Here is a 22319-nt window from a genome sequence, read left to right on the forward strand (position 1 = left end):
GGTTGCTACGCTACGCCATGGAAGAGCGTGGCGTAGCGTTGGAACGCCGGCGGCCTTCAGGCGGCGACATCAGGCATGCGGTTCAATTCCGAGACGGCGTCATCCGGCAGCACGAGCCCGGCGGCGGCGAGGTTCTCCCTGAGATGGCCGACCGACGAAGTGCCGGGGATCAGCAGGATGTTTTCCGCGCGACGCAGCAGCCAGGCGAGTGCCACCTGCATAGGCGTGGCATTAAGGCGTGCGGCGACATCGGACAGGGTGGAAGATTGGAGCGGACTGAACCCGCCGAGCGGGAAGAACGGTACATAGGCAATGCCGTCGCGCGCGAGATCGTCGATCAGGGCATCGTCGGCCCGACGCGCCAGATTGTACTGGTTCTGCACGCAGACGATCTCGGTGATCCCACGCCCTTCGGTGATTTGCTTGGATGTGACGTTGCTCAGTCCGACGTGACGCACCAGGCCTTGCTGCTGGAGATCGGCCAGCACCGTCAGCGGCGCTTCGATCGACCCTTCGGCCGGGCCGTGCACGTCGAACATGATCCTCAGATTGACGACATCAAGCACATCGAGGCCGAGATTGCGGAGGTTGTCGTGTACTGCCTCTGTCAGCTCTTCGCGCGAGAACGCCGGAATCCACGATCCATCCGCGCCACGTCGGGCGCCGATCTTGGTGACGATAACGAGATCGTCGCGATAGGGATGCAGCGCCTCGCGGATGATCTGGTTGGTGACGTGCGGGCCATAGAAGTCGCTGGTATCGATGTGATTTACGCCGCTCGCGACCGCCTCTCGCAGCACAGCCAAGGCCGCGCCATGATCTTTGGGCGGGCCAAACACGCCGGGCCCGGCAAGCTGCATGGCGCCATAGCCGAGCCGCTTCACGCTGCGGCCGCCGAGGTTGAACGTACCGGACTGATCGATGGTGGACATGATCTAACTCCTTTCAAGAGATGACACCAAGATAGGCCCCAAGATAAGCCCAAGATAAGCATTGTCGGCCCGTGTGAAAATTGGCTACAATCCGCACGGGCTGTGCGGAGTGGCGAACAGTGAAAGCAGATCTGGGTGACCTTAATGCCTTCGTTGCCGTGGCGCGTGCCGGGGGTTTTCGCGAGGGCGCGCGCATAAGCGGCAGCAGCGCCTCCTTCCTCAGCGAAGCGGTGCGTCGCCTGGAGGCGCAGCTCGGCGTCAGGCTGCTCAACCGGACGACCCGCAGCGTTGTCCCGACCGAAGCGGGCAAGGGCTTGCTCGCGCGGCTCGGCCCTGCTTTGAGCGAGGTGGAGTCTGCCCTCGACGTCGTCAACGGATTTCGCGACAGGCCGGCCGGTGCGTTGCGCCTCAATGTGCCGGTCAGCGCGGCGCGGCTGGTGCTGCCGGCCATCGTTCCACCGTTCCTCGCCGCCTATCCCGATATTCGGCTGGAGGTGGTCACCGACGAGAGCTTTGTCGACGTGATCGCGGCCGGCTGCGACGCCGGCATCCGCTATGATGAGCGGCTGGAGCAGGACATGATCGCGATACCGATCGGGCCACGCTTCCAACGCTTTGCCATCGCAGCCTCCCCCGATTACCTCGATCGCCGTGGCCGGCCGCAACATCCGAGCGAGCTGCTTGGCCATGCCTGTCTGTTGGGTCGCTTTTCCAGCGGTGCGATGACGGCTCCGTGGGAGTTCGAGCGCGATGGTGAGATCGTGCGGGTCGATCCGACGGGCCCGCTGATCGTGCGGGTCGGCGGAGCGACCGACTTGGCCGTCGATGCAGCGATATCGGGAACAGGGATCGTCTGCCTCTTCGAGGACTGGTTGCGCCCGCATCTCAACAGCGGCGTGCTCGAGCCCATCCTCGAACCGTGGTGGCAGCGCTTCTCCGGGCCATTCCTCTACTATCCCGGACGTCGGCTGGTGCCGGCGCCGCTCCGGGCGTTCATCGATTTCGTCAAGGCATCAGCCAATCAGGCTTGATGTTTGTCGGCCAGAGGGAACGTCGTTGAGCGCTTCTATGCGTTAGAGTGTGACCTCGGCATTGTCGCCCATGTCAGGTTTGCTGTTCGAGACCGCGGCGGCGGCCATCTTGATATAACTGATGATCGTGCCCGGGCTGTCCCAATATTCGGCCGAAGACGGAGTCATCTTGAGGATGCGGATGGAAGGATCGTCGGGATTGTCCCACCACGCCTTTGCGGGCGTGGCCCATAATTCCCTGATCTTTGCCCGGTCGTTCTGCACCTCGGCCGCCCCCGATACGGAAACATATTTCTGTCCCTTGGTGTCGGCAAAGGCCAAGCAGACGTTTGGCCAGCGGGCGATCTCATCGTCCTTGTGACTGCTGACATCCGTCAGAAAATAGATCGCATTCTCGAGCTGGGCGGTATAGGCGGACATCGGGCGGGCTTTGAGATCGTCGCCGCTGCGGGTCGTCAGCATGCAAAAACCGATCTTGTCGATCAACTCCCATACCCGCGTCGCATCGTCATGCTCTGTCATCGTCATCTCCATCTGTGCAAAAGACGAAGGAACCATCTGCCGAGGCCGATGTTCCGAATGGGCGGTCTATTCAGCCAATTCCCTGAAGGTGATAGAATAACGCAGGCGGTCGACGGGCGCGATGGAATGTTCCCAGAGCGTTCTTGAAGCGCCAGCCATGAGATAGGCCGAGCCGGGTTCAAGGACGAGCGATCGCCGCTGCCATTTGGCATCGTCACGCCGCCTGAGCCTGAAGGTGCAAGACGAGAGCAAGGAGACACCGACGACCCGGCCGAAGACGAATTTGTCCTTGTGCCAGCCGATCGGAGCACCCGGGCCATACTCAGTGAGCGCCTGCACGAGCGCATCGGGCTCGATGCCGGCGAAGCGCGCCACCACTTCGCGAATGGGAAGCAGCACCGACGGCATCGCATCGGCTCTTCTGACACGCTGGCTGTCGAAGTCGTATTTCCAGCCGGAGGAAACCGTCCTGCGCTTGCCCTCAAACCCATGAAAGTCGAAGGCTTTGAAGGCAAGCGTCGGCATTGCCTCAAGAACCGTGCGCTGAAGATCCGGACGAACGATCTCAGCAGAATATCGGAACCCCTCAGGGAGCGTCCGGTCCGCCGCACGAAAGAGATCCTCCTGCACGATGATTCCCACTGCGCTCGTGCCTCAATGGACGCTTGGGGTTTTCATGACCATCGCGAAGTCTTCGGCGACCAGTTCGCTGACGGCGATGAGGATTTCCTCCCGGGAAAAGCCCGATGTCAGAGCGCGCTGGATCAGATCCTGCAGATCCGGGTCCACCACATCGCGGCAATCCTCGAGGCGTTCCTCGGAAACGGTGAGGCTATTGAGTTCGTCCATTGTCTGTCCTTTCGGGGAATGTACCCACTGAAGTCCGGCAAAAGCCGGTTGGGAATGGGTTGCTAGCGGGCAGTGGCGACCCGCTTCGGCCCGGCAAGCAGGCCTTCACGCTGCATCTTCTTGCGTGCAGCCTTGCGCTGACGGCTGATCGCCTGCGCCTTTTCCCTGACGCGCCGTTCGGACGGCTTTTCATAAGCGCGCCGTTCCTTCATTTCACGGAACAGTCCTTCGCGCTGCATTTTCTTTTTCAAGACCCTGAGCGCTTGATCGACATTATTGTCTCTGACGAGTACCTGCATTTCAAGTTCTCCTTGTTTGGGTGGTGCGACGATCGCCGCTCAGCCGAGCTGCTCGGCGATCAGAGCCCGCAATTCGCGGCGGGTGAGAAGGCAGGGAAACGGCTTCCAGCTCCCAGCAACGCGGCGGACAGCCTCGTCATTCTCACGCGGTCTCGCCGCCGCAACCGCGGTGGCTGTATTTATGTGGTTCAAAAAGAAATCCTTTGCCGATCTAGGCCGGCGTCATCGATTGTTTGTGGGATTGCCCGTCACGCAGCCATAACGGCGCGTACCGATGTACAAGCGTTTCAATCATGGGCCAGCAACGGCTTAGATTTCCGCTTGATCGGGTATTTCCGCAACATAGGTATCGGCGCGTAAAATTGCAACGGATGGCCCGGGTGGCATGGCGCGGGCATCGCTAATCGCCTTTAGATATACTCAGTGCCGTTTTATTCAAGTTAACCGGGTATAGTTTTTGTCAAATTTTCTTCAATTTGGCTTGAAAGTGACATTGATCCGCCGAAATGGAAGCAACGGGGGAGATTGGTTTTGAAATTAACCTTCTGTTAAGTAGGCCATTGACTTGTAGTATTAATGGGTTGTTAAAGGAGCCGCTCGCTGAGGTCAAAATTGACCCGCCAATAAACAATTTGAGGAGAGAGCTATGGCTTCGCCGATACATGCAACTGATGATAGTGCAACATTTAAAGAAACCGACGTTATTTCCGGAAATCTGCTTTCCAACGATTCCTCCGACAACGGCCACCTGTTCCTGCGCGCCTTCGATGGCGCGAGCGTTGGCGCCAAGGCCGGCAATAGCCAGGTCACCGAGATCCAGGGCGACTACGGCACCTTCTTCGTCAAGCCCGATGGCAGCTACACCTATGTCCTGAGCGCCGCTGCCAAGATCGGCTTCACCAATGGTGAATTGATCCAAGAGAAGGTCTCGTACAAGATCTCCGACGGCAGCGGTCATACCGATGTCGGCCTGTTCACTCTGAACATCCAGGGCGTAACCCAGGTAAAGCCGATTGCTGTCGACGACCACTACAGCTTCAACGAAGGCAGCGTCATCGGCGGCAACGTCCTGGACAACGACATTGCCGGCGACAACGGTAAGCTCTTCCTCCGTCAGTTCGATGGCACCAACGTCAGCGCCAAGAGCGGCCTCGACGCTGTTACCGACATCGTCGGGGACCATGGCGTCTTCCACGTCAAGCCGAATGGCGAATTCACCTACACGCTGACGGAAGACCTGGCTGCCGGCCAGAACGTCACGGAAACCGTCCAGTACTACAAGATCTCCGATGGCCAAGGCCACACGGATGCTGGCGTTCTGACGCTCAACATCACGGGCACCGACGCTCATCTTGCTTGATCAGCAGCAATAAATCGGTGAGACACAACGCCCGCCGCGCAATCGGCGGGCGTCTTCGTGTATCCGCTTATCACATCAGCCGGTCCGCAAAGCGGCATAATACTTTTTAGCTAGTTCTTATAAATGCCGGCGTGGCGTAGTCTCGATGTTCGGAGGACACGCCGTGACCGAACACATCGAACCCAGGCAGATCGAAACAGACGATCTGACGAAAGTCTGGTCCGTGACGGAGTTTTGTGGGCGTCACCATATAGATGCCGAGGAACAAGCGCTGCTGCTCAAACTCTTCGGGCCGTTCGCGACCGCCTCCGAGCTGATCCACAATGCCAGGCGCGCCCCAAGATTTAGATAGGGGGCGCCCGACCTGGTGGCCTGCTTGGGACCGCCCGTGGGTTCGCGACGCTAGGCTTGCTTTCCGGCCACCTCACGTCCGGCACGTATCACTGCGCCTTTGGTGATATCGAACTTCTTGTAAACGTCATCGATTTTGCCGGATGCTCCGAATTCATGCATGCCGACGAATACGCCGTCCAAGCCGAGATAGCGGTCCCAGGAATCCTGCACGCCTGCTTCGACGGCGACCCTGGCTCGGCTGTCGCCCAGCACCGATTTCTTGTAGGCGGCATTCTGCTTCTCGAACAGCAGCCTGCACGGCATCGAAACCACGGCCGTGCGAATACCCTCGCCCTGCAGCACCGAGCGGGCTTCGACCGCCAGATGCAGTTCCGAGCCGGAGGCAAGGATCGTCAGTTGCCGCTCGCCGCCTTCAGCTTCCTGGAGAACGTAGGCTCCCCTTGCTGAGCAGTTCTCGTCGGACGGGTCGCGGCGTAAAAGCGGCATTGGCTGGCGGGACAGAGCAATCAGTGCTGCCTGTCGCGGCGCATCCAAGATCGCCTCCCAGCACTCGGCCGTTTCGATTGGATCGCCCGGGCGATAGACGGCGAGCCGGGGAATGGCGCGCAATGCGCTCAGATGTTCGATCGGCTGATGTGTCGGCCCGTCCTCGCCCAATCCGATCGAGTCATGTGTCATCACGAAGATCGAACGCACTTCCATTATCGCCGCGAGCCGGATCGCCGGGCGGCAATAGTCGGAAAACGTCAGGAACGTGCCGCCATAGGGAATAAGCCCCCCATGCAGCGCCAAGCCGTTCATCGCTGCCGCCATGCCGTGCTCGCGGACACCATAGTGGAGATAGGATCCGCCATATTCGCCGGGCTTGATCTCGACCTGGCTCTTGGCCTTGGTGTTGTTCGAAGGCGTCAGATCCGCCGAGCCGCCAAGAAGCTCGGGGATCGCATCGAAGAGATGGTTGAGCACGATGCCGCTCGCCTGGCGGGTGGCGAGATCCTTTTCGGAGCCTGACAGTTCCCGCTTTGCCGCAGCAATGGCGGCGCGCCAGCCGGATGGAAGCTCTCCTTTCATCCGCCGCTCGAAATCGTCTCGCTTACCCGGCGAAGCGGTCTGGACGCGGACCGCCCAGGCCATCCGCGCCGACCGCCCTTTCGCGCCGATCTTTCGCCAGTCGCTCAAGAGCGTTTCCGGTATTTCGAAGGGCGGCGACGTCCAGCCGAGGATCTTGCGGGCGCCGGCGATCTCGTCTTCGCCGGGTGCGTCGCTATGGGCCTTCTGCGTTCCCGCCCTGGTCGGGAAACCGAAGCCGATGATGGTTTTGCAGGCAATCATAGACGGCCGATCGGTCACCTTCTGCGCTTCGATGATTGCGGCGCGGATCGCATCGGTATCGTGACCATCGATTTTCTGGACGTGCCAGTTCGCCGCCCGGAAGCGCGCCGGGTGGTCGTCGGATTCGGCAAGGCTGGTCGCGCCGTCGATCGAGATCGAGTTGTCGTCCCAGAAGGCGATGAGTTTTCCGAGTTTCAGATGTCCGGCAAGCGATATCGCCTCGTGGCTGATGCCTTCCATCAGGCAGCCGTCACCCAGAAAGACGTAGGTGTGGTGATTGACCAGGTTGTCGCCGAACGAGGCGTTCATAATCCGCTCGCCGAGTGCGAGACCGACAGAATTTGCAATCCCCTGCCCCAGCGGACCGGTCGTCGTTTCGATGCCGGCGGCATGGCGATATTCGGGGTGACCCGCGGTGCGGCTGTCGATCTGCCGGAAGCGTTTGATCTCTTCGATGGTCATGTCCTTGTAGCCCGTCAGGTAAAGCAGGCTGTAGAGCAGCATCGAGCCGTGACCGTTGGAAATGACGAAGCGATCGCGATCGAACCAATATGGATCGGCTGCATCGAACTTCAGAAACTCGGAGAAAAGCACCGCAGCGATATCGGCCATGCCCATCGGCATGCCGGGATGACCGCTCTTTGCCTGTTGAACCGCGTCCATGGAGAGGAAACGAATGCAGTCGGCGAGATCCCGGAGGCGCTGATCCTTGGGAGCTGGGAATGTCTTCGGGGCTTGTGAGGTGTCCGGCATTGGGAGAAACTCCTCGCGATACGTGGATTGTGAAGGCAGAGACCGTCTGCCTCGCTATCTCGTTCACCGTAGTGCTGTGAGCTCGCCACGGCGAATTTGATGGGTCCAGTTGAACCTAGTGCGGAGTTTCCGGTTGTGGATACCATCTGCGCCAGGAAAGACCGATTTCCGGGACCTGATCGTGTCGAGCCCCTCAATGACCTCGCAGGTCAAGGCAATATTCCTGAATTGCTCCTCACTCTTTGCACAAAATCTGCAATCCGGTCGGGCATCTCCATGCCATGAGCAAGAACGACATTCCGCCCCGCATCACACCGCCCGCTGTGCCGGACCGCCTCCGCAATGACGGATGGTGGCTGACAGAGACGGGTCGGCCTCGAGGGACTCCTTTCGAGGAGATCTCCGTAAGCATGCTCATCGTGACCGAAGGGCGGCATTTACGAGAGGACCAGCAATGGACACTACCAACATTCTGACAGCACCGATGCCCATCAGGCGCTATCCCGGCCGAATAGCCGTACTGCTTGGCCTCGTGGCGCTGGCAGATTTTCTGATCTTTGGTGAGATGCCCGGGATAAACCTTTTCCTTTTTGCGCTCGCCGTCTGCGCCGGCATTCTGCTCCCGGCCATGAAGGGGCTATCGCCTTCGACGGCGGCTCTCCTGCTGGGCTTGTCGCTCCTGGCTTCGGCACCTCTGCTCGAAACACCGTCAGTAATGGGCTTTGCCCTTTGCCTCAGCGCGCTGATGTCTGTGGCTCTCGTCAGCGGCAAGCTCATGCCTCGCAGCCTCAACGGCCTGCCTTTGGTGTTTTCCCGTTTCGCGCTCGTCATTCCCTTGCGGCTTGCCGAGGATGTCGGGAAATATCTTGCGACACCGGCGAATCGTTCCTCCCTCACCGAAGTCCGGCGGAGCGCCGGCCTCTGGGTCATGCCGCTCATTCTCGCATCGGTGTTCTTGCTCCTCTTTGCAGCGGCAAATCCCGTCATCGAGGTCACGCTGCGCAGCATCCGTTTTGACGTTCTGCTGCAGTTCCTCGATCCCTGGCGGATCGGCTTCTGGATAATGACAGCCGCTGTGGTCTGGGCTTTGCTGCGGCCACGCCTGAAGCGTCGATTTGCGAGGCTGCAAGCCGAAAGGGCGTTCATGATCGTGCCGACCAAAAATTCACCGCTCGGCCATGCCTCGCTGTTGCGCTCGCTGCTTCTCTTCAATGCGCTCTTTGCCGTGCAGACGGTTCTCGATCTCGTCTATCTCTGGGGCGGCGCGGATTTGCCCGATCACATGAGCCACGCCGAATATGCTCATCGCGGCGCGTATCCGCTGATTGCGACAGCGCTTCTTGCTGCCGGTTTCGTGCTGCTTGCCATGCGACCCAACGGCCCCGGTGATAAAAGCTCGCTGATCCGCCGCTTCGTCTATGCCTGGATCGGCCAGAACATCCTTCTCTGCCTGTCTTCGATGCTGCGGCTCGAGCTTTACGTCGAGGCCTATTCGCTGACCGAATTGCGTGTCGCCGCCGGTCTCTGGATGGGCATCGTCGCCATCGGCCTTGCCTTGATCCTGCTGCGTATCGTGCTCAACCGATCCAACGAGTGGCTGATCGCCACCAACCTCGCCTCCCTGATCGCGGTCCTCTACATCAGCGCCTTCATCGATTTCCCAGCTGTGATCGCCCGCTTCAATGTCGCCCACAGCCAGGAAATTAGCCAGGAAGGTCTGCCGCTCGACCTCAATTATCTCTCCTCGCTCGGTCCTTCCGTCATTCCGGCCCTCGATCTCTATCTCCTCAAGCTTCCGGATCAGCTGATCGACCAGAGAAGCCAAGCGGTGACAGTTCGGTACTACCTCGCCAGGAATTTTGAGATGCGCCGGCGGGACTGGCGGAACTGGACCTTCCGGGCGGCGCGGCTGGAGAGTTATCTTCTGTCTCCCATTGCAAGATAGAACGAGAACGATAACAACAGGCACGACAACCAAACGCAGGACTGGTGGATGGCGCCGCGCATTCTCGTCGTCGATGACGAACCTCACATCCGCGACGTGATCTGCTTCGCGCTCGAGCGCGCCGGCCTGGCCTGGATGGCAGCCCGCAACGGCACTGAAGCGATGACCGCCTTCCGCCGCGGCGGCATCGATCTCATCATCCTCGATATCGGCATGCCCGACATGGATGGTCTGGAAGTCTGCCGCCAGATCCGCAAGACGTCGGCATTGCCGATCCTGTTCCTTTCGGCGCGTGACGAGGAGATCGACAGGGTACTGGGTCTCGAAATCGGCGGAGACGATTATGTCACCAAACCGTTCAGCCCGCGCGAACTCGTGGCGAGGGTCAAGGCGATTTTGAAGCGTAGCGGCAATGAAGCGGGGCCTGAAAGACGCCACGCCACCCTTGTCGCCGGTGAGCTCAGCCTGGATCGGCGCGGCAGGACGGTCATGTTTGGCGAGAGCACCATCGCAATGACAGCGCTCGAATTCGCAATCCTGGACGCATTGTTGTCACGCCCTGATATGGTTTTCAGTCGCGAGCAACTGATGGAAGCGGCCTATGGCGCCGGTACCTGTGTTGCTGACCGGACGATCGACAGCCATATCCGCAACATCCGGGCCAAGTTCCTGGCGGCCGGCGGTCAGGGGATCATCGCAACCGTTCACGGTATCGGCTTCAAGCTCGGCATCAAAAGCGGGAGGAAGGCCTGATGCCGGCACCGAAAGTCAGGACGAAATGGCGACCGACGCTGGCGCTGATCGTCTACGTCGTGCTTCTAGCGGTTATGGCATTGCCGATCCTGATCGTCATCTGGTTTCGTGCCGTGGAGGCGAGTTCGAACCGGATGGCACCGGCGGAAATCGGCGCCCTCGCCGTCGTCTTCATCCTGACGCTTGGCGTTGCCTATGTGCTGACGCGCACCATCACTGGGCCTATCGACGCTTTGATCGCCCGGACGGAAGAGATCGCCCGCGGCGGCAAGGGAGCAATCCGGCCGCTGGAAAGCTATGGAACGCGCGAGATCGCCGTCCTGTCGCAAAGCTTCCTCGATCTCGCCGGAAAACTGGTCGATCGTACCGAATATGTCCGCTCCTTTGCCGCCCATGTCTCCCACGAGCTGAAATCGCCGCTGACGGCCATCCGGGGTGCCGCCGAACTTTTGCGTGACGATGACGTAGAGAGGCCCATGACGAAAGTGCAGCGTTTGCACTTTCTCGACAACATCGTCGCTGACGCAGACCGGCTCGATGCATTGTTGCAGCGGTTGAGAGAGCTTGCGCAGGCGGAAACGCCGGTGGCCGAGGGCAAAAGCAGCGTCACGGACATCATATCCTCGCTGCGCGGGCGATTTCCCGCTCTGGATATTTCCAGCGCAGGCGACACCGAAATATCGGTTGCTCTTCCACAGGAGGCAGCCGGCATCGTCTTTGCCAATCTTGCCGAAAACGCTCTTCAGCACGGCGCCACGCTCTTGGAACTCAGAGTATCGGCCGACGCCCGAACAGCCGTCATTCTCGTCCGTGACGACGGCACCGGTATTTCCGAGGCAAATCGCCAACGGATCTTTCAGCCGTTCTTCTCAACCCGCCGCGAGCAGGGCGGTACCGGCATGGGCCTCGGTATCGTCCGCGCCATGCTGAGCTCCCATGGCGGTACGATCCGCCTGCTGCAGATGACCGGCGCCGGTGCCGAGTTCGAAATCACCATCCCGGGACCGAGCTGACGTTCCAGAGACTGATCGGAGCTCTGCGCCGAAAGGCGATCCCCGGAGCAAGGCAATATCTCCAAGCGAGTGGATCAGTTTCCAGGCTCTATCGCCGTCAATGCAGCCTGCGCGATGACATCTGCAATGCGTTTGGATAGCGCCGGGTCGGAAGCCGCGCGGGCGAGGGTCACACCGCCACTGAGCATGGCGAGCAGCAAGATCGCCTGATCTTCCCGGCGCCTTTTGGATTGACCCGGTATCTCACCCTCCGGCAAGCCGACAGCAACTTCATCGATGAGACGTTTGAGCTCTGTCGTATAGGCGCTTCGTGTTTCATCGTCTGCGCGCATGACGTCGGGGGAAAGGCTCGGCAGAGCGCAGCTCTCGCCCAGATCGCAGGTTCTTTTATAGCCGAGATAGTAGCCGACGAATGTCGTCAGCCAGTCTTTCGGTTCACTGGCCTTTAGCGCCGCAATTCCTTGCCGCAGCTCTTCGAGGCCCGTCAGCACGGCGGTGCGAAAGGCTTCGCCCTTGGACTTGAAATGTCCATAGAAGGCACCGTTGGTCACGCCAGCCGCCTTGGTCAATGCATCGATGCCCGCACCGCCATAGCCTTCCTTTCTGAAAACCTGTCCAGCCGCCGCAATGACGCGCGTTCGGGTCTCCTGCTTGTGTTCGGCACTGTATCGCATGAATATCCTTTGTAAGAGTGATCACTCTTTATGCCTTGCTAAGAGAGCGATCGATGTGTACGTATAAAGAGTGATCGGTATATATCAAAAGCGGTCACGGTTCAAACAGGGAGATATACGATGCCTATCACACTCACCGTGCCTGAAGGCCTGCTTTCGCAGGAGGCTCAGGCCCAAGCCTTTGCCGGATTGACGGAGGCAGTGCTCGATGCCGCCGGCTTGACCGGCAATGACTTCATGACAGCCAATATTATCGGTACGATCAACGTGCTGCCGCGGAAGCATGTGCTTGCGGCTGGAGAGCCGGTCGCTGCAGCCTTCGTCGAGCTCAAGCTGCCCGAGATAGCGCTGGTGAGCGCTGAAGCAAGACAGTCCTTCTTCGAAAAAGCGGCCGATGTCATCGAACGGGCCGCCGAGGGCCGGCTCAAGCGCGAACACATATGGTCGAACATCGTCTACGCACCTGAAGGGGCCTGGGGTATCGCTGGCCGCAGCTACAACAACGCCGATCTCGTCGGCGCCATCCAGGGTGCGGTTGCCGCCTCGTAACGATCGCGGCGTACGCTCGGAAATCTCAGACTTGACGCAATGCCGGGCCGGCGACACCAAGGCGTCGCGGTCCGGCGCCTTGACGGAGCCAGCCATGCAGCTTGCCAACTATCTGTTCTTTTCCACCGGTTGCGAAGAGGCGCTCGCCTTCTATGCCGAATGCGGGCTTGGCCGGATCACGCAATTGAAGCGCCACGGCGCTGACGGGATGTCCGTTGCGAGCGAAGCCATGCGGGGCAAGGTGATGCACGCTCGTTTCGAAGGACCTGGTATTCTGTTCTTCGCCTCGGACAATCACGATGCCGAGCCGATGCGAGGCTCCGCCCATATCGTGATCACGGACGACCGCGACAGTACCGACAGGCTCTTCGCTCGGCTAGTCGAAGGCGGCAAAATCACGACGCCACTGGCCGTCCAGCCATGGGGGAGCTACTACGGCAAGTTCACCGATCGTTTTGGCGTCCAGTGGATGCTCGATTGCCTATAGCATGATGCCGGAAAGTGTGAGCGGTTTTCGGACGACATCATGCTCTAAGCCTCGCCCCGACCAAGCGGCCGCGAGCACCCTCCCCAATCTCGCGTTCGCGTCTCAGCGCGTCGTATAACCGCCGTCGATAACCAGCACTTCGCCGGTGACATAACTTGCCGCCGCCGAGCAGAGGAACAATGCGGCACCCGCCACCTCCTCCGGCTGCCCGACGCGTCCCATCGGGGTCATGTTGCGCCAGGTCGGAAACCAGTCGGGATTGTCGATGCCGCCGCGCGACAAATCGGTCTCGATATAGCCGGGGGCGATGGCGTTGACGCGGATGTTTTCAGCGGCAACCTCGCTAGCGAGGCTCTTGGTCATCATGTGGACCGCTGCCTTGGAGGTGTTATAGGCGACCTGGTTCTGCGGAATATTGGACACGATGCCCGACATCGAACCGATATTGAGGATGACGCCGCCGCCCTGGCGCCGCATGGGTGCGAGTGCGGCGCGGCAGGCGCGGAAGACGGCGTCGACATTGACCGTCATGATCTCGCGCCAGATGGCATCGGAAAACTCGCCGCTGTCGCCATGAATGGCGATGCCGGCATTGTTGACGAGGATGTCGAGCCGTCCTGTTCGTGAAAGGGTTTCACCGACGAGTTCGTCGGCAGCACTTTCCTTCATGAGGTCAGCGGCGATGAAATCGCAATCGACGCCGGCCTTGGAGAGCCGGCCTTCTGCCGCGGTATTGCGAGTTCGTCCCGTGATGAGGACTTTGGCGCCCGCCTCGCCGAGCGCCTCGGCGATCGCAAGCCCGATGCCGCGCGTGCCGCCGGTCACCAATGCCACCTGTCCGTTCAGGCGAAATCTGTCGAAGATCATGGCCGTTTCCTCTTGAGTAGGCGTTCCGCGATTGTTGAAGCGATAGCACTTTCGTCAGATGTCGGCGCTTTGCGGCAGAATGACAAGATCGCGGATCGTGATGTTGCGTGGGCGCGTCAGCATGAAGAGCACCGCTTCGGCCACTTCGTTCGCCTCCATCAGGCCGCCCGCGGCGAGCGCCTCATCCAGCTTCTCCTGCGGCCAGTCGCTGAGAAGGGCGGTGACCACGGGGCCTGGAGCGACGGCGCCGACGCGCAAGCCATGCTTGGCTACCTGCCGCCTCAGCGTATGGACGAATGCCTGGACCGCATGTTTCGAGGCCGTGTAGATCGGCTCCCAGACGACTGGGATCATGCCGGCAACCGAACTTGTCAGGATGATATCCCCGGTCTTGCGCTCGACCATGTGCGGCAGAACGGCATGCACCGAACGGAATGCGGCGTTGATGTTCAGATTGAGCATCCGGTCCCAGGCATCCGGATCGCCGTCCAGCACCTCGCCGCCGATATAGGAGCCGGCATTGGCGTGGAAGATGTCCAGCTGGCCGGCTTTCTCCAGAATCTCAGGCATCATCCGTGCGACGCTTTTTGGATCGGTGAGATCGATGACCAAGGGGATGGCGTTGGCGTCGAGTTTCGAGCAGATTTCCCGCAACGCTTCCTCGTTACGGTCGACCAGCACCACCCGAACGCCGGCGGCAAGCAAAGCCTTGGCGCATTCCAGGCCGATACCCGACGCCGCTCCGGTGACGGCCGCGACTTTTCCAGACAGATCCTGTCCCATTTTCTTCCTCTGTTTTCTCGGTTGCTTTAGGCTCGGCCGTGCGAAATTCGCGATCGGCGTGCCAGCGAGTCGACGATGACGGCGACGGCAAGGACAGCGCCGGTGATCATGTATCGAAGTGACGATGACAGATCGAGAAGCGTCAGCCCGCTTGCGATCGACTGAATGACGATGATGCCGAGAAGGGCTGAATAGGCACTGCCGCGCCCGCCAAACAGGCTCGTGCCGCCGATAACTGCTGCGGCGATGGCATTGAGATTGACGTCGCCCGTGCCGGCCTGCTGACTTGCCGTCGCCAGCCGTGCGGCGGAGAGCACGCCGCCGGTTGCCGCAAGCAGGGCGCACATGACGAAAGCGCTCGTATAGATGCGAGAGACGTTGATGCCGGAACGACGGGCGGCCTCCCTGTTGCCGCCGACGGCATGCATCGAGCGTCCCCATTTGGTGCGCGTCAGCGCATAATTCATCGCGGCGGTGAGCCCGACGAAAAGCCCAAACATCCACGGAATGCCGCGCGACTGGTTGAGATAAAACGCGACAGCTTCAAGAGCCAGTGTGATGATGACGGCGCGCAGAAGCAGCCCGCGAGCCGATTTCGCCGACAGGCCGGCGGCCCGCCGGCGCGCCGACGTGCGGTAGCTGGCGAAGAAGTAGGCAATTCCGGCAAGTGCCACCAGCAGATAGGCGACCGGGTCCGGCATGACCATGATCTGGCCGAAACTCACCAGCCAGGAACCATAGGGAAGATTGATCGAACCGGTCGCTCCGAGGATATAGAGCTGCAGGCCGAGAACCGCGAGCAGCCCCGACAGCGTCGACACGAAACTCGGCATGCCGAAGCGGTTGAAGACAAACGCGTAGAGCGAGCCGATCAGGGCGCCGACTACCATGGCGGCGAGGACTGCCAGGACCACTGGCCAACCCTGGTTGACCCAGAAGACGCCGACCAGTGCCGAGGCGAAGCCGCTGACGGAGCCGACGGAAAGGTCGATCTCACCCACCATCAGGATGCAGACGATACCCAGCGAGATGACGCCGACCGTCGAGCAATCGAACAGCATGTTGACGAGGTTGCTGCTCGAGAGAAACACCGGATTGAGTGCCTGGAACACCGTCCAGATGATCGCCAGGCCGACAATGACCGGAAGCGAACCGAGATCGCCGGAGCGGATGCGATCCCTAAAGGCGCGGATCGAGCCGGCAAGGCTATCGTCATGGTGCACTCTTTCGTCACTTCGGTCGAGGAGTGCCGGTGCTGCTGCCGATTCATTCTGGATCGTCTTCATCATGGCCTGCCCTCCTCGTTCTGTTGGCTTTGCGCCTTGCGGCGCATCGCGCGGCGGGAGACGGAATTGTTGGATGCGCCGGTGATGGCGCTGACAAGCTGTTCGTTGGATGCGTCAGGCGGCATGGTGCCGTTGTTGCGGCCGAGCCGAAGGACGACAATACGGTCCGCGACGGCACGAACGTCCTCCATATTGTGGCTGATCATGATGACGGCGAGGCCGCGCTCCCGAACGCGCTCGATGAGGTCAAGCACCTCGGCGGTCTGGGCAACGCCAAGTGCAGCTGTGGGTTCGTCGAGCATGATCAGTTTCGGCTCGAGCAGCAGCGATCGGGCGATCGCGACCGTCTGGCGCTGTCCGCCGGAGAGTGAGGCGACGGGTTCGCGCACGCTCGGAATGCGGGCGGAAAGCTCGTTCAAGAGCTTCCAGGCGGCGATCTCCATCGCGACCTCATCGAGCTGAAACGGACTGAGCTCCTTGCCGAGAAAGATATTCGCGACGACGTCAAGATTTTCGCAAAGCGCCAAATCCTGGAAGACGGTGGCGATGCCGAGGTCGAGAGCCGCGCTCGGGCTCGACAGGTTGACCGGTTTGTCTTCGAAGAAGATCGCACCCGAGCTTGGCTGGTGCACGCCGGCCAGGATCTTGACCAGCGTCGATTTGCCGGCGCCGTTGTCACCCACCAGCGCCACGACCTCGCCGGCATACACGTCGAGTTCGATATCGGTGAGCGCCGACACTGCCCCGAAGTTCTTCGATATTCCCCGCAGACTGAGGACAGGCCGACGGGAAGGGTCAGGAGTATGAGAGGTTTCAGACATTGCCTGGCCTTTTGAAAAAGCGAAAATCGGAAGCGCGACCGGCGGCCCAGCCGCGCTTTCCCTTGGCTCGACTACTTGGTGATGCCGAGCTTCTTGCAACCGTCGGCATAGCGGCCGGTGCACAGCTCCTCGGCAGTGTTGATCTTCTTGTCGATGATCTCCGCCTTTAAGTTTTCGGCGGTCACGACAGCCGGTACGAAGAGCTGTGCGGGCGTGTCGTAAAGCGTCATTTCTGCCTTCGGCGTTTCTCCGGCCAGGAGCTTCACGGCGACGTCGGCAGCGGCGGCGGCGACGATTTCGCTCGGCTTGGAGATCGTATTGTACTGATCCCCTGCTATGATCAGCTGCAGCGCGGCGATGGTCGCATCATTGCCGGTCACCGGCGGCACGGGATCGACACCCGCGGCCTTGAAGGCTGCGATGGCGCCGCCACCGGTGCCGTCATTGGCGGCGACCACGCCGACGATCTGTTTGCCGAAACGGGTGATCTGGCCGCCGGCCCATTGCTGGGCGTTGGCGGGCTGCCAGTTGGGCGTGTCGAATTCGGCAAGCGTCTTGTATCCACCGCTCGCCAGACCCTCGTGAATACCGTCCTTGATCAACCCGGCAGCCGCATCGGTCGGCGAGCCGTTGATCTGCAGGATGCCGCCGCCGTCGGTCGGCACGTTCTCAGCCTTCAGATGCTGGACGAGCGATTCCGCGATTGCCTTGCCGATCGCCTTGTTGTCGAAGGACACGTAGAAATCGGCCTTCCCCTTCGGGATAGGACGGTCATAGGCAATGACCTTGACGCCCTGGCTCTGTGCGAGCTGGACGAGCGATGCGGCGGCCGCCGAATCCACCGGGTCCAGCACGATGACCTTGGCGCCTTGCGTGATGGCCGAATTGAACTGTTGCTGCTGTTTTGCAATATCGGCATCGGCGTTTTGATAGAGAACCTTGCACGACGCGCAAAGCTTCTTCATTTCCGCGACGAAGCCCGGGTGATCGTGCTCCTCGTAGCGGGTCGAGCCCTGGTCGGGCATGAGGAATGCCACTGTCGCATCCGAAACGGCCGTTTGCGCAAAGGCGGAAGTACCGCCCAGCAAAGACAGGACAAATACCGCGGCGCCTGCCGCCTGTGTTGAGAATTTCATCATTTCCATCTCCTCCCGTTGAAATAATTGTGTAGGTTCGTGATTGCACTGTTTTCGCTGTGGCCGTTCGGCTGGATGAACGGTCGCGCCTGTCCCGGTGGTTTGACGTTTTTGAGGACAAGCATCTCCGGTCGCGAGCCGCTCATCGCGTGCCCGCGTTCAAGTCAGTGTCAGTTTTCGTTCCTCCTCCTCCTCCTCGTCCTCCCTCGTCCTTTGGACGTGCTCGTTCGGCTCCTCTAGGCCGCCTTTGCCACGTTGATATTGTCACCCAACAACCGCCGGAAACGGGAAGGCGTCATGCCTTTTTCCGCGAGAAACTGCCGGTTGAAGTTGGACAGATTGTTGAAGCCGACCTCGAAGCAGATATCGGTGATCGATGCGTGGTCATCGCTCATCAGGATCTGGCAGGCGAGATTGATGCGCAGGCGTTTCACATACTGTACCAGCGACATGCCGGTATGGCGGCGAAACGCGCGCGAAAAGGCGCCGGTCGACTGTTCGGCGATCGCCGCGAGATCGGCTTCGTCGAAGGATTTCGTCAGGTTCTCCCTGATATAGGCGAGCGCCTTGTTGATGCCGGCCGACATGTAGCCCGATGGATCCGGCAGATAGTTCGGGCTGGCGAGAAGCTGGGAATCCTGCGCCCGGCTGAGCAGGCCGACGATCATCATGAAGAGCTCGATGCGACGCACACCATGGGCCTGCTGCACCTCGTTCATCAGAGGCGCAACCTGCCGGCTCGTGTCGGCGCCGAAGAGCACGCCGCGGCGGCAGGCTTCAAGAACTGGATCGAACGGGCCAAGTTCGGCCAGCACCTTCATCGTGTCGCTGATAAAATTCTCGCTGAACTGGATGAGCTGACATCGAAGCGGAATGCTCGATCCTTTCGGGACATCGCTGATCCAGTTATGGGGAAGATTAGGCCCGGCAAGCACAAGGTTGCCAGGCTCGAACTCGCCGATGAAGTCGCCGACGAAATAGCGTCCCGTTGTCGCCACGACGAGATGCAGTTCGTATTCCGGGTGAAAATGCCAACGAACCGTATGATAGGGATAGCCATGCGCCTTCGTTGCGAAAGATTCGCCTGGCCTGATCTGAATGACTTCCAAGTCAGGTTCCATTGTTTCCTCCGAGGACGGTTCGAAGCCCGCCAGCCAAATTCCCTTTTTGGCTTTATTGTTGAAGCGGAGTGTAATGGGCTCGTGTCACGCCCGCCACCACGATTCCCGGTCAAAACCGATACTTTTTTGACAATTGACGCTGCGCAGCCGTCGTAAAGACGACAGCAATCCGCATTTGCACATTGCCCGGGGCCGGCCTCAAGCGGCCAAGGCTGCAATGACGTTTCTGACCAGCGCAGAAGAGGACAGCCGGCTGGTGGCGCAGCTCGGGGCACCGATTGCGCCAACACGCACGGAAACGCCGCCACGCGCATTGGCGATCGCAAACATCGACTCGTCGGTCAGATCATCGCCGATAGTAATCGGGGAGCGGTTCTTGAACGGGTCGGACTGAAAAAACCGCTCCAGCGCATCGCCCTTGCTTGATCGTGCCGGACGCAGCTCGAATACCATCTTACCGAGTTGCAATGCCCAGTTCGGGCCGGCGAGCTCCGCATAATGATGCATCCGGTCTTCGAGCACCTTTTCATATTCAGGCGCGAGCCGGTAATGGGCGGCAACGGCCGCGCCCTTGTCCTCGATCAAGACGCCAGGATAGTGCTCGGCTTCCGCGGTCAGGGCACGCTTCAGCGCCTGAAACTCAGCTGTCGCCTCGATCGTCTGCATGCCGGCGGCGTTCCTGATTTCTGCGCCGTGCAGGCCTGCTGTCGGAAATGCAAAGGGTTTGAACAGCGCGTCTGCATAGGCAAGCGATCGTCCGGTGACCAATGCCAAGGCACCGCCGAGCTTGTTCGACAGCCGATGAAGTTGTCCAGGAAGCTCCTCCGGCACCTCGATCGCATCCGGTGTAGGCGCAAGGTTGAGCAGCGTCCCGTCGATATCGAGAAACATCGCCCAGTGGTCCGGTTCCTCCAAGACCATTGAAAGCATTTCCTGAGTAGCGGTGTCGTCCTGCACGGCATTCTCCAAACTCTGCAATTATTGAAGCTAGGTCGCTAGTCGACGGGGACAAGGTGGCCTTTCAGACTCCGGAACATACAAGGCTGGTCCGCGTTGTATCTCGCCGCCCGTTCGAGCACTCGCGCCGTAGAAGGTACATTGATGGCCAAAAGCAGTTCCGATCCCCGTGATCAGGTCAATGCCCTGCTGGCACATGGCGCTTTAAATCTGCCATTGGTGACGATCGACGACTACAACAACGAACTGCGTGACAAGGATGGTTTCGTTGGCGACAACGCAAATAAAAAGACGTTCCAACAGAAGCTCGACGATTGGAGAAAACGCATCCGCAAGGTCGGAGACGACCCAATAGGCAAGACCGCGACGGAGAAACTCTCCAAGAAAAAAATCGACGCCCTTTTGAAGGGCGATGATTTGGCGGCGGCGGCGTTGGTCATGGGAGCAGTGGAGGATTTTGCGCAAGACTTTGCCGATGTGATCGGCAAGTTTCTGAAGGATAAACGTTGGGGAAAGACAGAACGCATCGTCGTTGGCGGCGGCTTCCGTCGGAGCCACTTTGGCGAACTAACTATCGCCAGGACGATGGTCATTCTCAAAGCGGCCGGGGTCGACGTCGAAGTCGTGCCGATCGTTCACCACCCCGATGAGGCCGGACTGATCGGCGCGGTCCACCTGATGCCGCGCTGGATGTTCAAAGGTCACGAGGCGATCCTCGCCGTCGATATCGGCGGCACGAATGTTCGCGCTGGCGTTGTTAAATTCGGAAAGGACGACGTGCCAAATTTTGGGGATGCAAGCGTCTGGGAATCCGCCATCTGGCGTCATGCCGACGACGAGCCGAGCCGCACCGCGACCGTCGAGAAGCTGGCCGCAATGTTAGAGGATCAAATCGGCAAGGCCGAGAAAGCCAATCTGAAGCCTGCGCCAATCATCGGCATAGCATGTCCCGGCATCATCAAAGCCGACGGCTCGATCGAACGCGGCGGACAGAACCTGCCCGGCGGAAACTGGGAGAGCGACAGCTTCAACCTTCCCGCCGCACTGATGAAGGCTATTCCTGAGATCGGCGACGACAGCACATTCGTGATGATGCACAACGACGCCGTCGTGCAGGGATTGTCGCAGATCCCTTTTATGAACGACGTGTCGAGATGGGCAGTGCTTACCATCGGCACGGGATTGGGCAACGCGCATTTTACCAATCGCGAGGGAACGAAGGCGCGTTAGTGGAATCCTTGCGCCGCGCAACCCTGCTGTCAAGGAACGCACGAGCGACCGCGATGCGGGCTCGGCCGGCGCCGTGGAGGATTATGGTAAATAGCAGGTAAACAAGAAGGAATTCCCTAGGCGGAAGCGAACTGGTCGATAAGTTCCGTTAGGAAAGATTGCCGCTTTGCGAGACATGGAGTGGGATCTGATCAATCGGGCTAGCGGCAGAACGTGTGCGACAACGGCACCTGCCGATCATACCCGCCGAGACCTGATTCGCCTAGCATGCGCTGTTGTGATCTTTGCGGTTGATGACGCATCGGGATGTCGTCAACCCTGTTCGTGCTCAACTGCCGGCATGTGATTGGACCGGTGGCAGCGGCTTGGCCTGACGATTGATCGGATCTCGGACATACGACCCCCAACTTCCTTAACGGCACCTGCCCCCTCAGCATTCCGCCGACTTAGATCGGCAAGAACATTCAGGCTGCACGCCCCCTCCCCGATGGCGCGCAGCAACAGCGCTGTCCTGGAGTAACACCCACACCGGCAGCTCGGAACTCCGATGCCGCATGATCGGAGACAGCGCCGGTTCGCCGGTGTCGGCAAAGATGTGGCCTTTCGCATGGCAGGCGGCACCTGCGCGGCGCTCTTCGATCTTTGCGCGCAGAAGAGATCCGAGACGGCGAGCGCCGCCGCCGAAGACTGCATTTCAGAGCGGCGCTTGAAAGATGGAGGTCTCCTCCCCTTTCTCGCCTCGCATCGGAAAAGATGGTGATAACGTCGACGGATGGTTCTCGGCAGATCCAAATTGCGCTTAACCTTTGCGCCTTCACGCAATCGATGCGCAGACGAAAGATGGATCATGAACTTCAAGGGAATAAGCGCTCCGCTCAATGCTGGTCGTCTCGAACAGATGCTCGGCCTTGCCCAGTCACGCCGCGATCCTGAAACACAGGACGGAAATGACAAGTCTTCCGGCAATGAACCCGTCCATGGGCTGGAAACCGAAAACTTGCACCATTCGTCCGCTTATAAATGATGATCCGGTAACGACGCTGAGTCGCATCGAAGATGTGCTGCGATACTTTATTATTGGCTTTGATGGATTCGGACACGACCGCCATTGTCAGCTGACAACTCAGCTAAGATTCCGAAATTCCAGATGATTTTTTTGTCGAATCCGGTTTGTTATCCATTGGCTAACCAAGAAATCGCTTGACGGAATCGGCAGACTCACGATCATTTGCGCAAAATGACCCGATTTATCAGGATTTGCGTGA

25 protein-coding genes are annotated in these 22319 nt (G+C 59.9%); 10 read left to right on the top strand and 15 right to left on the bottom strand.

The features are described from left to right. Nucleotides 1-56: 56 nt before the first annotated feature. On the bottom strand, nucleotides 57-932 hold the full coding sequence (locus tag N2A41_RS33165) for an aldo/keto reductase family oxidoreductase (RefSeq protein WP_017968816.1): 876 nt from the start codon (nucleotides 930-932) through the stop codon (nucleotides 57-59). A gap of 119 nt (nucleotides 933-1051) precedes the next feature. On the opposite strand from N2A41_RS33165, the gene N2A41_RS33170 reads away from it, so the two are divergent. Then, a complete protein-coding gene (locus N2A41_RS33170; protein ID WP_260112077.1) occupies nucleotides 1052-1963 on the top strand; it encodes a LysR family transcriptional regulator in 912 nt (303 codons plus the stop codon). Between the two features lie 42 nt (nucleotides 1964-2005). Here N2A41_RS33170 and N2A41_RS33175 read toward each other — a convergent pair whose 3' ends face one another. The 5 genes from N2A41_RS33175 to N2A41_RS33195 form a co-directional block, all read right to left on the bottom strand. Further along, nucleotides 2006-2485, bottom strand: coding sequence for a pyridoxamine 5'-phosphate oxidase family protein (locus N2A41_RS33175; protein WP_260112078.1), 480 nt, complete (start codon nucleotides 2483-2485; stop codon nucleotides 2006-2008). A gap of 66 nt (nucleotides 2486-2551) precedes the next feature. Further along, entirely contained in the window at nucleotides 2552-3115 is a 564-nt protein-coding gene (locus N2A41_RS33180) for an alpha-ketoglutarate-dependent dioxygenase AlkB (protein WP_441005730.1), read from the bottom strand. A 24-nt stretch (nucleotides 3116-3139) separates the two neighbouring features. Further along, nucleotides 3140-3334, bottom strand: a complete 195-nt coding sequence (locus N2A41_RS33185; protein WP_017968820.1) for a hypothetical protein — start codon at nucleotides 3332-3334, stop codon at nucleotides 3140-3142. A gap of 62 nt (nucleotides 3335-3396) precedes the next feature. Beyond that, the gene (gene rpsU, locus N2A41_RS33190; RefSeq protein WP_017968821.1) at nucleotides 3397-3633 is read right to left on the bottom strand and encodes a 30S ribosomal protein S21; all 237 of its coding nucleotides are present in this window, start codon (nucleotides 3631-3633) and stop codon (nucleotides 3397-3399) included. A 39-nt stretch (nucleotides 3634-3672) separates the two neighbouring features. Then, nucleotides 3673-3825: a hypothetical protein gene (locus N2A41_RS33195; RefSeq protein ID WP_017968822.1), complete on the bottom strand. Its 153-nt coding sequence runs from the start codon at nucleotides 3823-3825 to the stop codon at nucleotides 3673-3675. A 454-nt stretch (nucleotides 3826-4279) separates the two neighbouring features. Here N2A41_RS33195 and N2A41_RS33200 point away from each other — a divergent pair, with 454 nt between their 5' ends. Both N2A41_RS33200 and N2A41_RS33205 read left to right on the top strand, forming a co-directional pair. Beyond that, nucleotides 4280-4993, top strand: coding sequence for an Ig-like domain-containing protein (locus tag N2A41_RS33200; protein ID WP_017968823.1), 714 nt, complete (start codon nucleotides 4280-4282; stop codon nucleotides 4991-4993). Nucleotides 4994-5156: 163 nt separating this feature from the next. Continuing rightward, nucleotides 5157-5345 carry a hypothetical protein gene (locus N2A41_RS33205; protein WP_260112080.1) on the top strand — a complete coding sequence of 63 codons (189 nt, stop codon included), beginning with the start codon at nucleotides 5157-5159 and terminating at the stop codon, nucleotides 5343-5345. Between the two features lie 50 nt (nucleotides 5346-5395). Here the strand turns inward: N2A41_RS33205 and tkt are convergent, their stop codons facing one another. Further along, complete coding sequence (gene tkt / locus N2A41_RS33210; RefSeq protein WP_260112081.1) at nucleotides 5396-7432, bottom strand: transketolase; 2037 nt, start codon at nucleotides 7430-7432, stop codon at nucleotides 5396-5398. A gap of 454 nt (nucleotides 7433-7886) precedes the next feature. On the opposite strand from tkt, the gene N2A41_RS33215 reads away from it, so the two are divergent. From N2A41_RS33215 to N2A41_RS33225, 3 genes are read left to right on the top strand one after another with little or no spacing between them, the layout of a single operon-like run. Continuing rightward, nucleotides 7887-9377: a DUF4153 domain-containing protein gene (locus N2A41_RS33215; protein WP_260112082.1), complete on the top strand. Its 1491-nt coding sequence runs from the start codon at nucleotides 7887-7889 to the stop codon at nucleotides 9375-9377. A 48-nt stretch (nucleotides 9378-9425) separates the two neighbouring features. After that, nucleotides 9426-10130: a response regulator gene (locus N2A41_RS33220; protein ID WP_017968902.1), complete on the top strand. Its 705-nt coding sequence runs from the start codon at nucleotides 9426-9428 to the stop codon at nucleotides 10128-10130. Next, complete coding sequence (locus tag N2A41_RS33225) at nucleotides 10130-11143, top strand: sensor histidine kinase (RefSeq protein ID WP_170277454.1); 1014 nt, start codon at nucleotides 10130-10132, stop codon at nucleotides 11141-11143. Before N2A41_RS33220 ends, N2A41_RS33225 begins: the two co-directional genes overlap by 1 nt. A gap of 74 nt (nucleotides 11144-11217) precedes the next feature. Here N2A41_RS33225 and N2A41_RS33230 read toward each other — a convergent pair whose 3' ends face one another. Next, nucleotides 11218-11817 carry a TetR/AcrR family transcriptional regulator gene (locus tag N2A41_RS33230; protein ID WP_170259957.1) on the bottom strand — a complete coding sequence of 200 codons (600 nt, stop codon included), beginning with the start codon at nucleotides 11815-11817 and terminating at the stop codon, nucleotides 11218-11220. Nucleotides 11818-11937: 120 nt separating this feature from the next. Here N2A41_RS33230 and N2A41_RS33235 point away from each other — a divergent pair, with 120 nt between their 5' ends. Together N2A41_RS33235 and N2A41_RS33240 are read left to right on the top strand one after the other, a co-directional pair. Further along, a complete protein-coding gene (locus tag N2A41_RS33235; protein ID WP_260112083.1) occupies nucleotides 11938-12366 on the top strand; it encodes a Tautomerase enzyme in 429 nt (142 codons plus the stop codon). A gap of 94 nt (nucleotides 12367-12460) precedes the next feature. Continuing rightward, on the top strand, nucleotides 12461-12853 hold the full coding sequence (locus N2A41_RS33240; RefSeq protein WP_026154633.1) for a VOC family protein: 393 nt from the start codon (nucleotides 12461-12463) through the stop codon (nucleotides 12851-12853). Nucleotides 12854-12955: 102 nt separating this feature from the next. On the opposite strand, the gene N2A41_RS33245 is transcribed toward N2A41_RS33240, so the two are convergent. The 7 genes from N2A41_RS33245 to otsB all read right to left on the bottom strand — a co-directional run bounded on the left by N2A41_RS33245 (nucleotide 12956) and on the right by otsB (nucleotide 19845). After that, a complete protein-coding gene (locus tag N2A41_RS33245) occupies nucleotides 12956-13720 on the bottom strand; it encodes an SDR family NAD(P)-dependent oxidoreductase (protein WP_017968829.1) in 765 nt (254 codons plus the stop codon). A gap of 54 nt (nucleotides 13721-13774) precedes the next feature. Then, nucleotides 13775-14503 carry an SDR family oxidoreductase gene (locus N2A41_RS33250; RefSeq protein ID WP_017968830.1) on the bottom strand — a complete coding sequence of 243 codons (729 nt, stop codon included), beginning with the start codon at nucleotides 14501-14503 and terminating at the stop codon, nucleotides 13775-13777. Between the two features lie 26 nt (nucleotides 14504-14529). Continuing rightward, the gene (locus N2A41_RS33255; RefSeq protein WP_260112084.1) at nucleotides 14530-15792 is read right to left on the bottom strand and encodes a sugar ABC transporter permease; all 1263 of its coding nucleotides are present in this window, start codon (nucleotides 15790-15792) and stop codon (nucleotides 14530-14532) included. Continuing rightward, nucleotides 15789-16610 (bottom strand): ATP-binding cassette domain-containing protein, encoded by an 822-nt coding sequence (locus N2A41_RS33260; RefSeq protein WP_170277449.1) that lies wholly within the window; start codon nucleotides 16608-16610, stop codon nucleotides 15789-15791. Before N2A41_RS33260 ends, N2A41_RS33255 begins: the two co-directional genes overlap by 4 nt. A 71-nt stretch (nucleotides 16611-16681) precedes the next feature. Then, nucleotides 16682-17755, bottom strand: a complete 1074-nt coding sequence (locus tag N2A41_RS33265) for an ABC transporter substrate-binding protein (RefSeq protein WP_222384941.1) — start codon at nucleotides 17753-17755, stop codon at nucleotides 16682-16684. A gap of 227 nt (nucleotides 17756-17982) precedes the next feature. Next, nucleotides 17983-18867, bottom strand: a complete 885-nt coding sequence (locus N2A41_RS33270) for a helix-turn-helix domain-containing protein (RefSeq protein WP_170277447.1) — start codon at nucleotides 18865-18867, stop codon at nucleotides 17983-17985. 198 nt (nucleotides 18868-19065) lie between these two features. Continuing rightward, on the bottom strand, nucleotides 19066-19845 hold the full coding sequence (gene otsB, locus N2A41_RS33275; RefSeq protein ID WP_170255378.1) for a trehalose-phosphatase: 780 nt from the start codon (nucleotides 19843-19845) through the stop codon (nucleotides 19066-19068). 123 nt (nucleotides 19846-19968) lie between these two features. Between otsB and N2A41_RS33280 the strand changes: the two genes are divergently transcribed. Beyond that, nucleotides 19969-21054, top strand: a complete 1086-nt coding sequence (locus N2A41_RS33280; RefSeq protein WP_260112085.1) for an ROK family protein — start codon at nucleotides 19969-19971, stop codon at nucleotides 21052-21054. Between the two features lie 847 nt (nucleotides 21055-21901). Continuing rightward, nucleotides 21902-22078, top strand: coding sequence for a hypothetical protein (locus N2A41_RS33285; protein WP_260112086.1), 177 nt, complete (start codon nucleotides 21902-21904; stop codon nucleotides 22076-22078). Nucleotides 22079-22319: the final 241 nt, after the last annotated feature.

This window comes from Rhizobium sp. SRDI969, from assembly GCF_025152725.1.
Classification (GTDB): Bacteria; Pseudomonadota; Alphaproteobacteria; order Rhizobiales; family Rhizobiaceae; genus Rhizobium; species Rhizobium leguminosarum_I.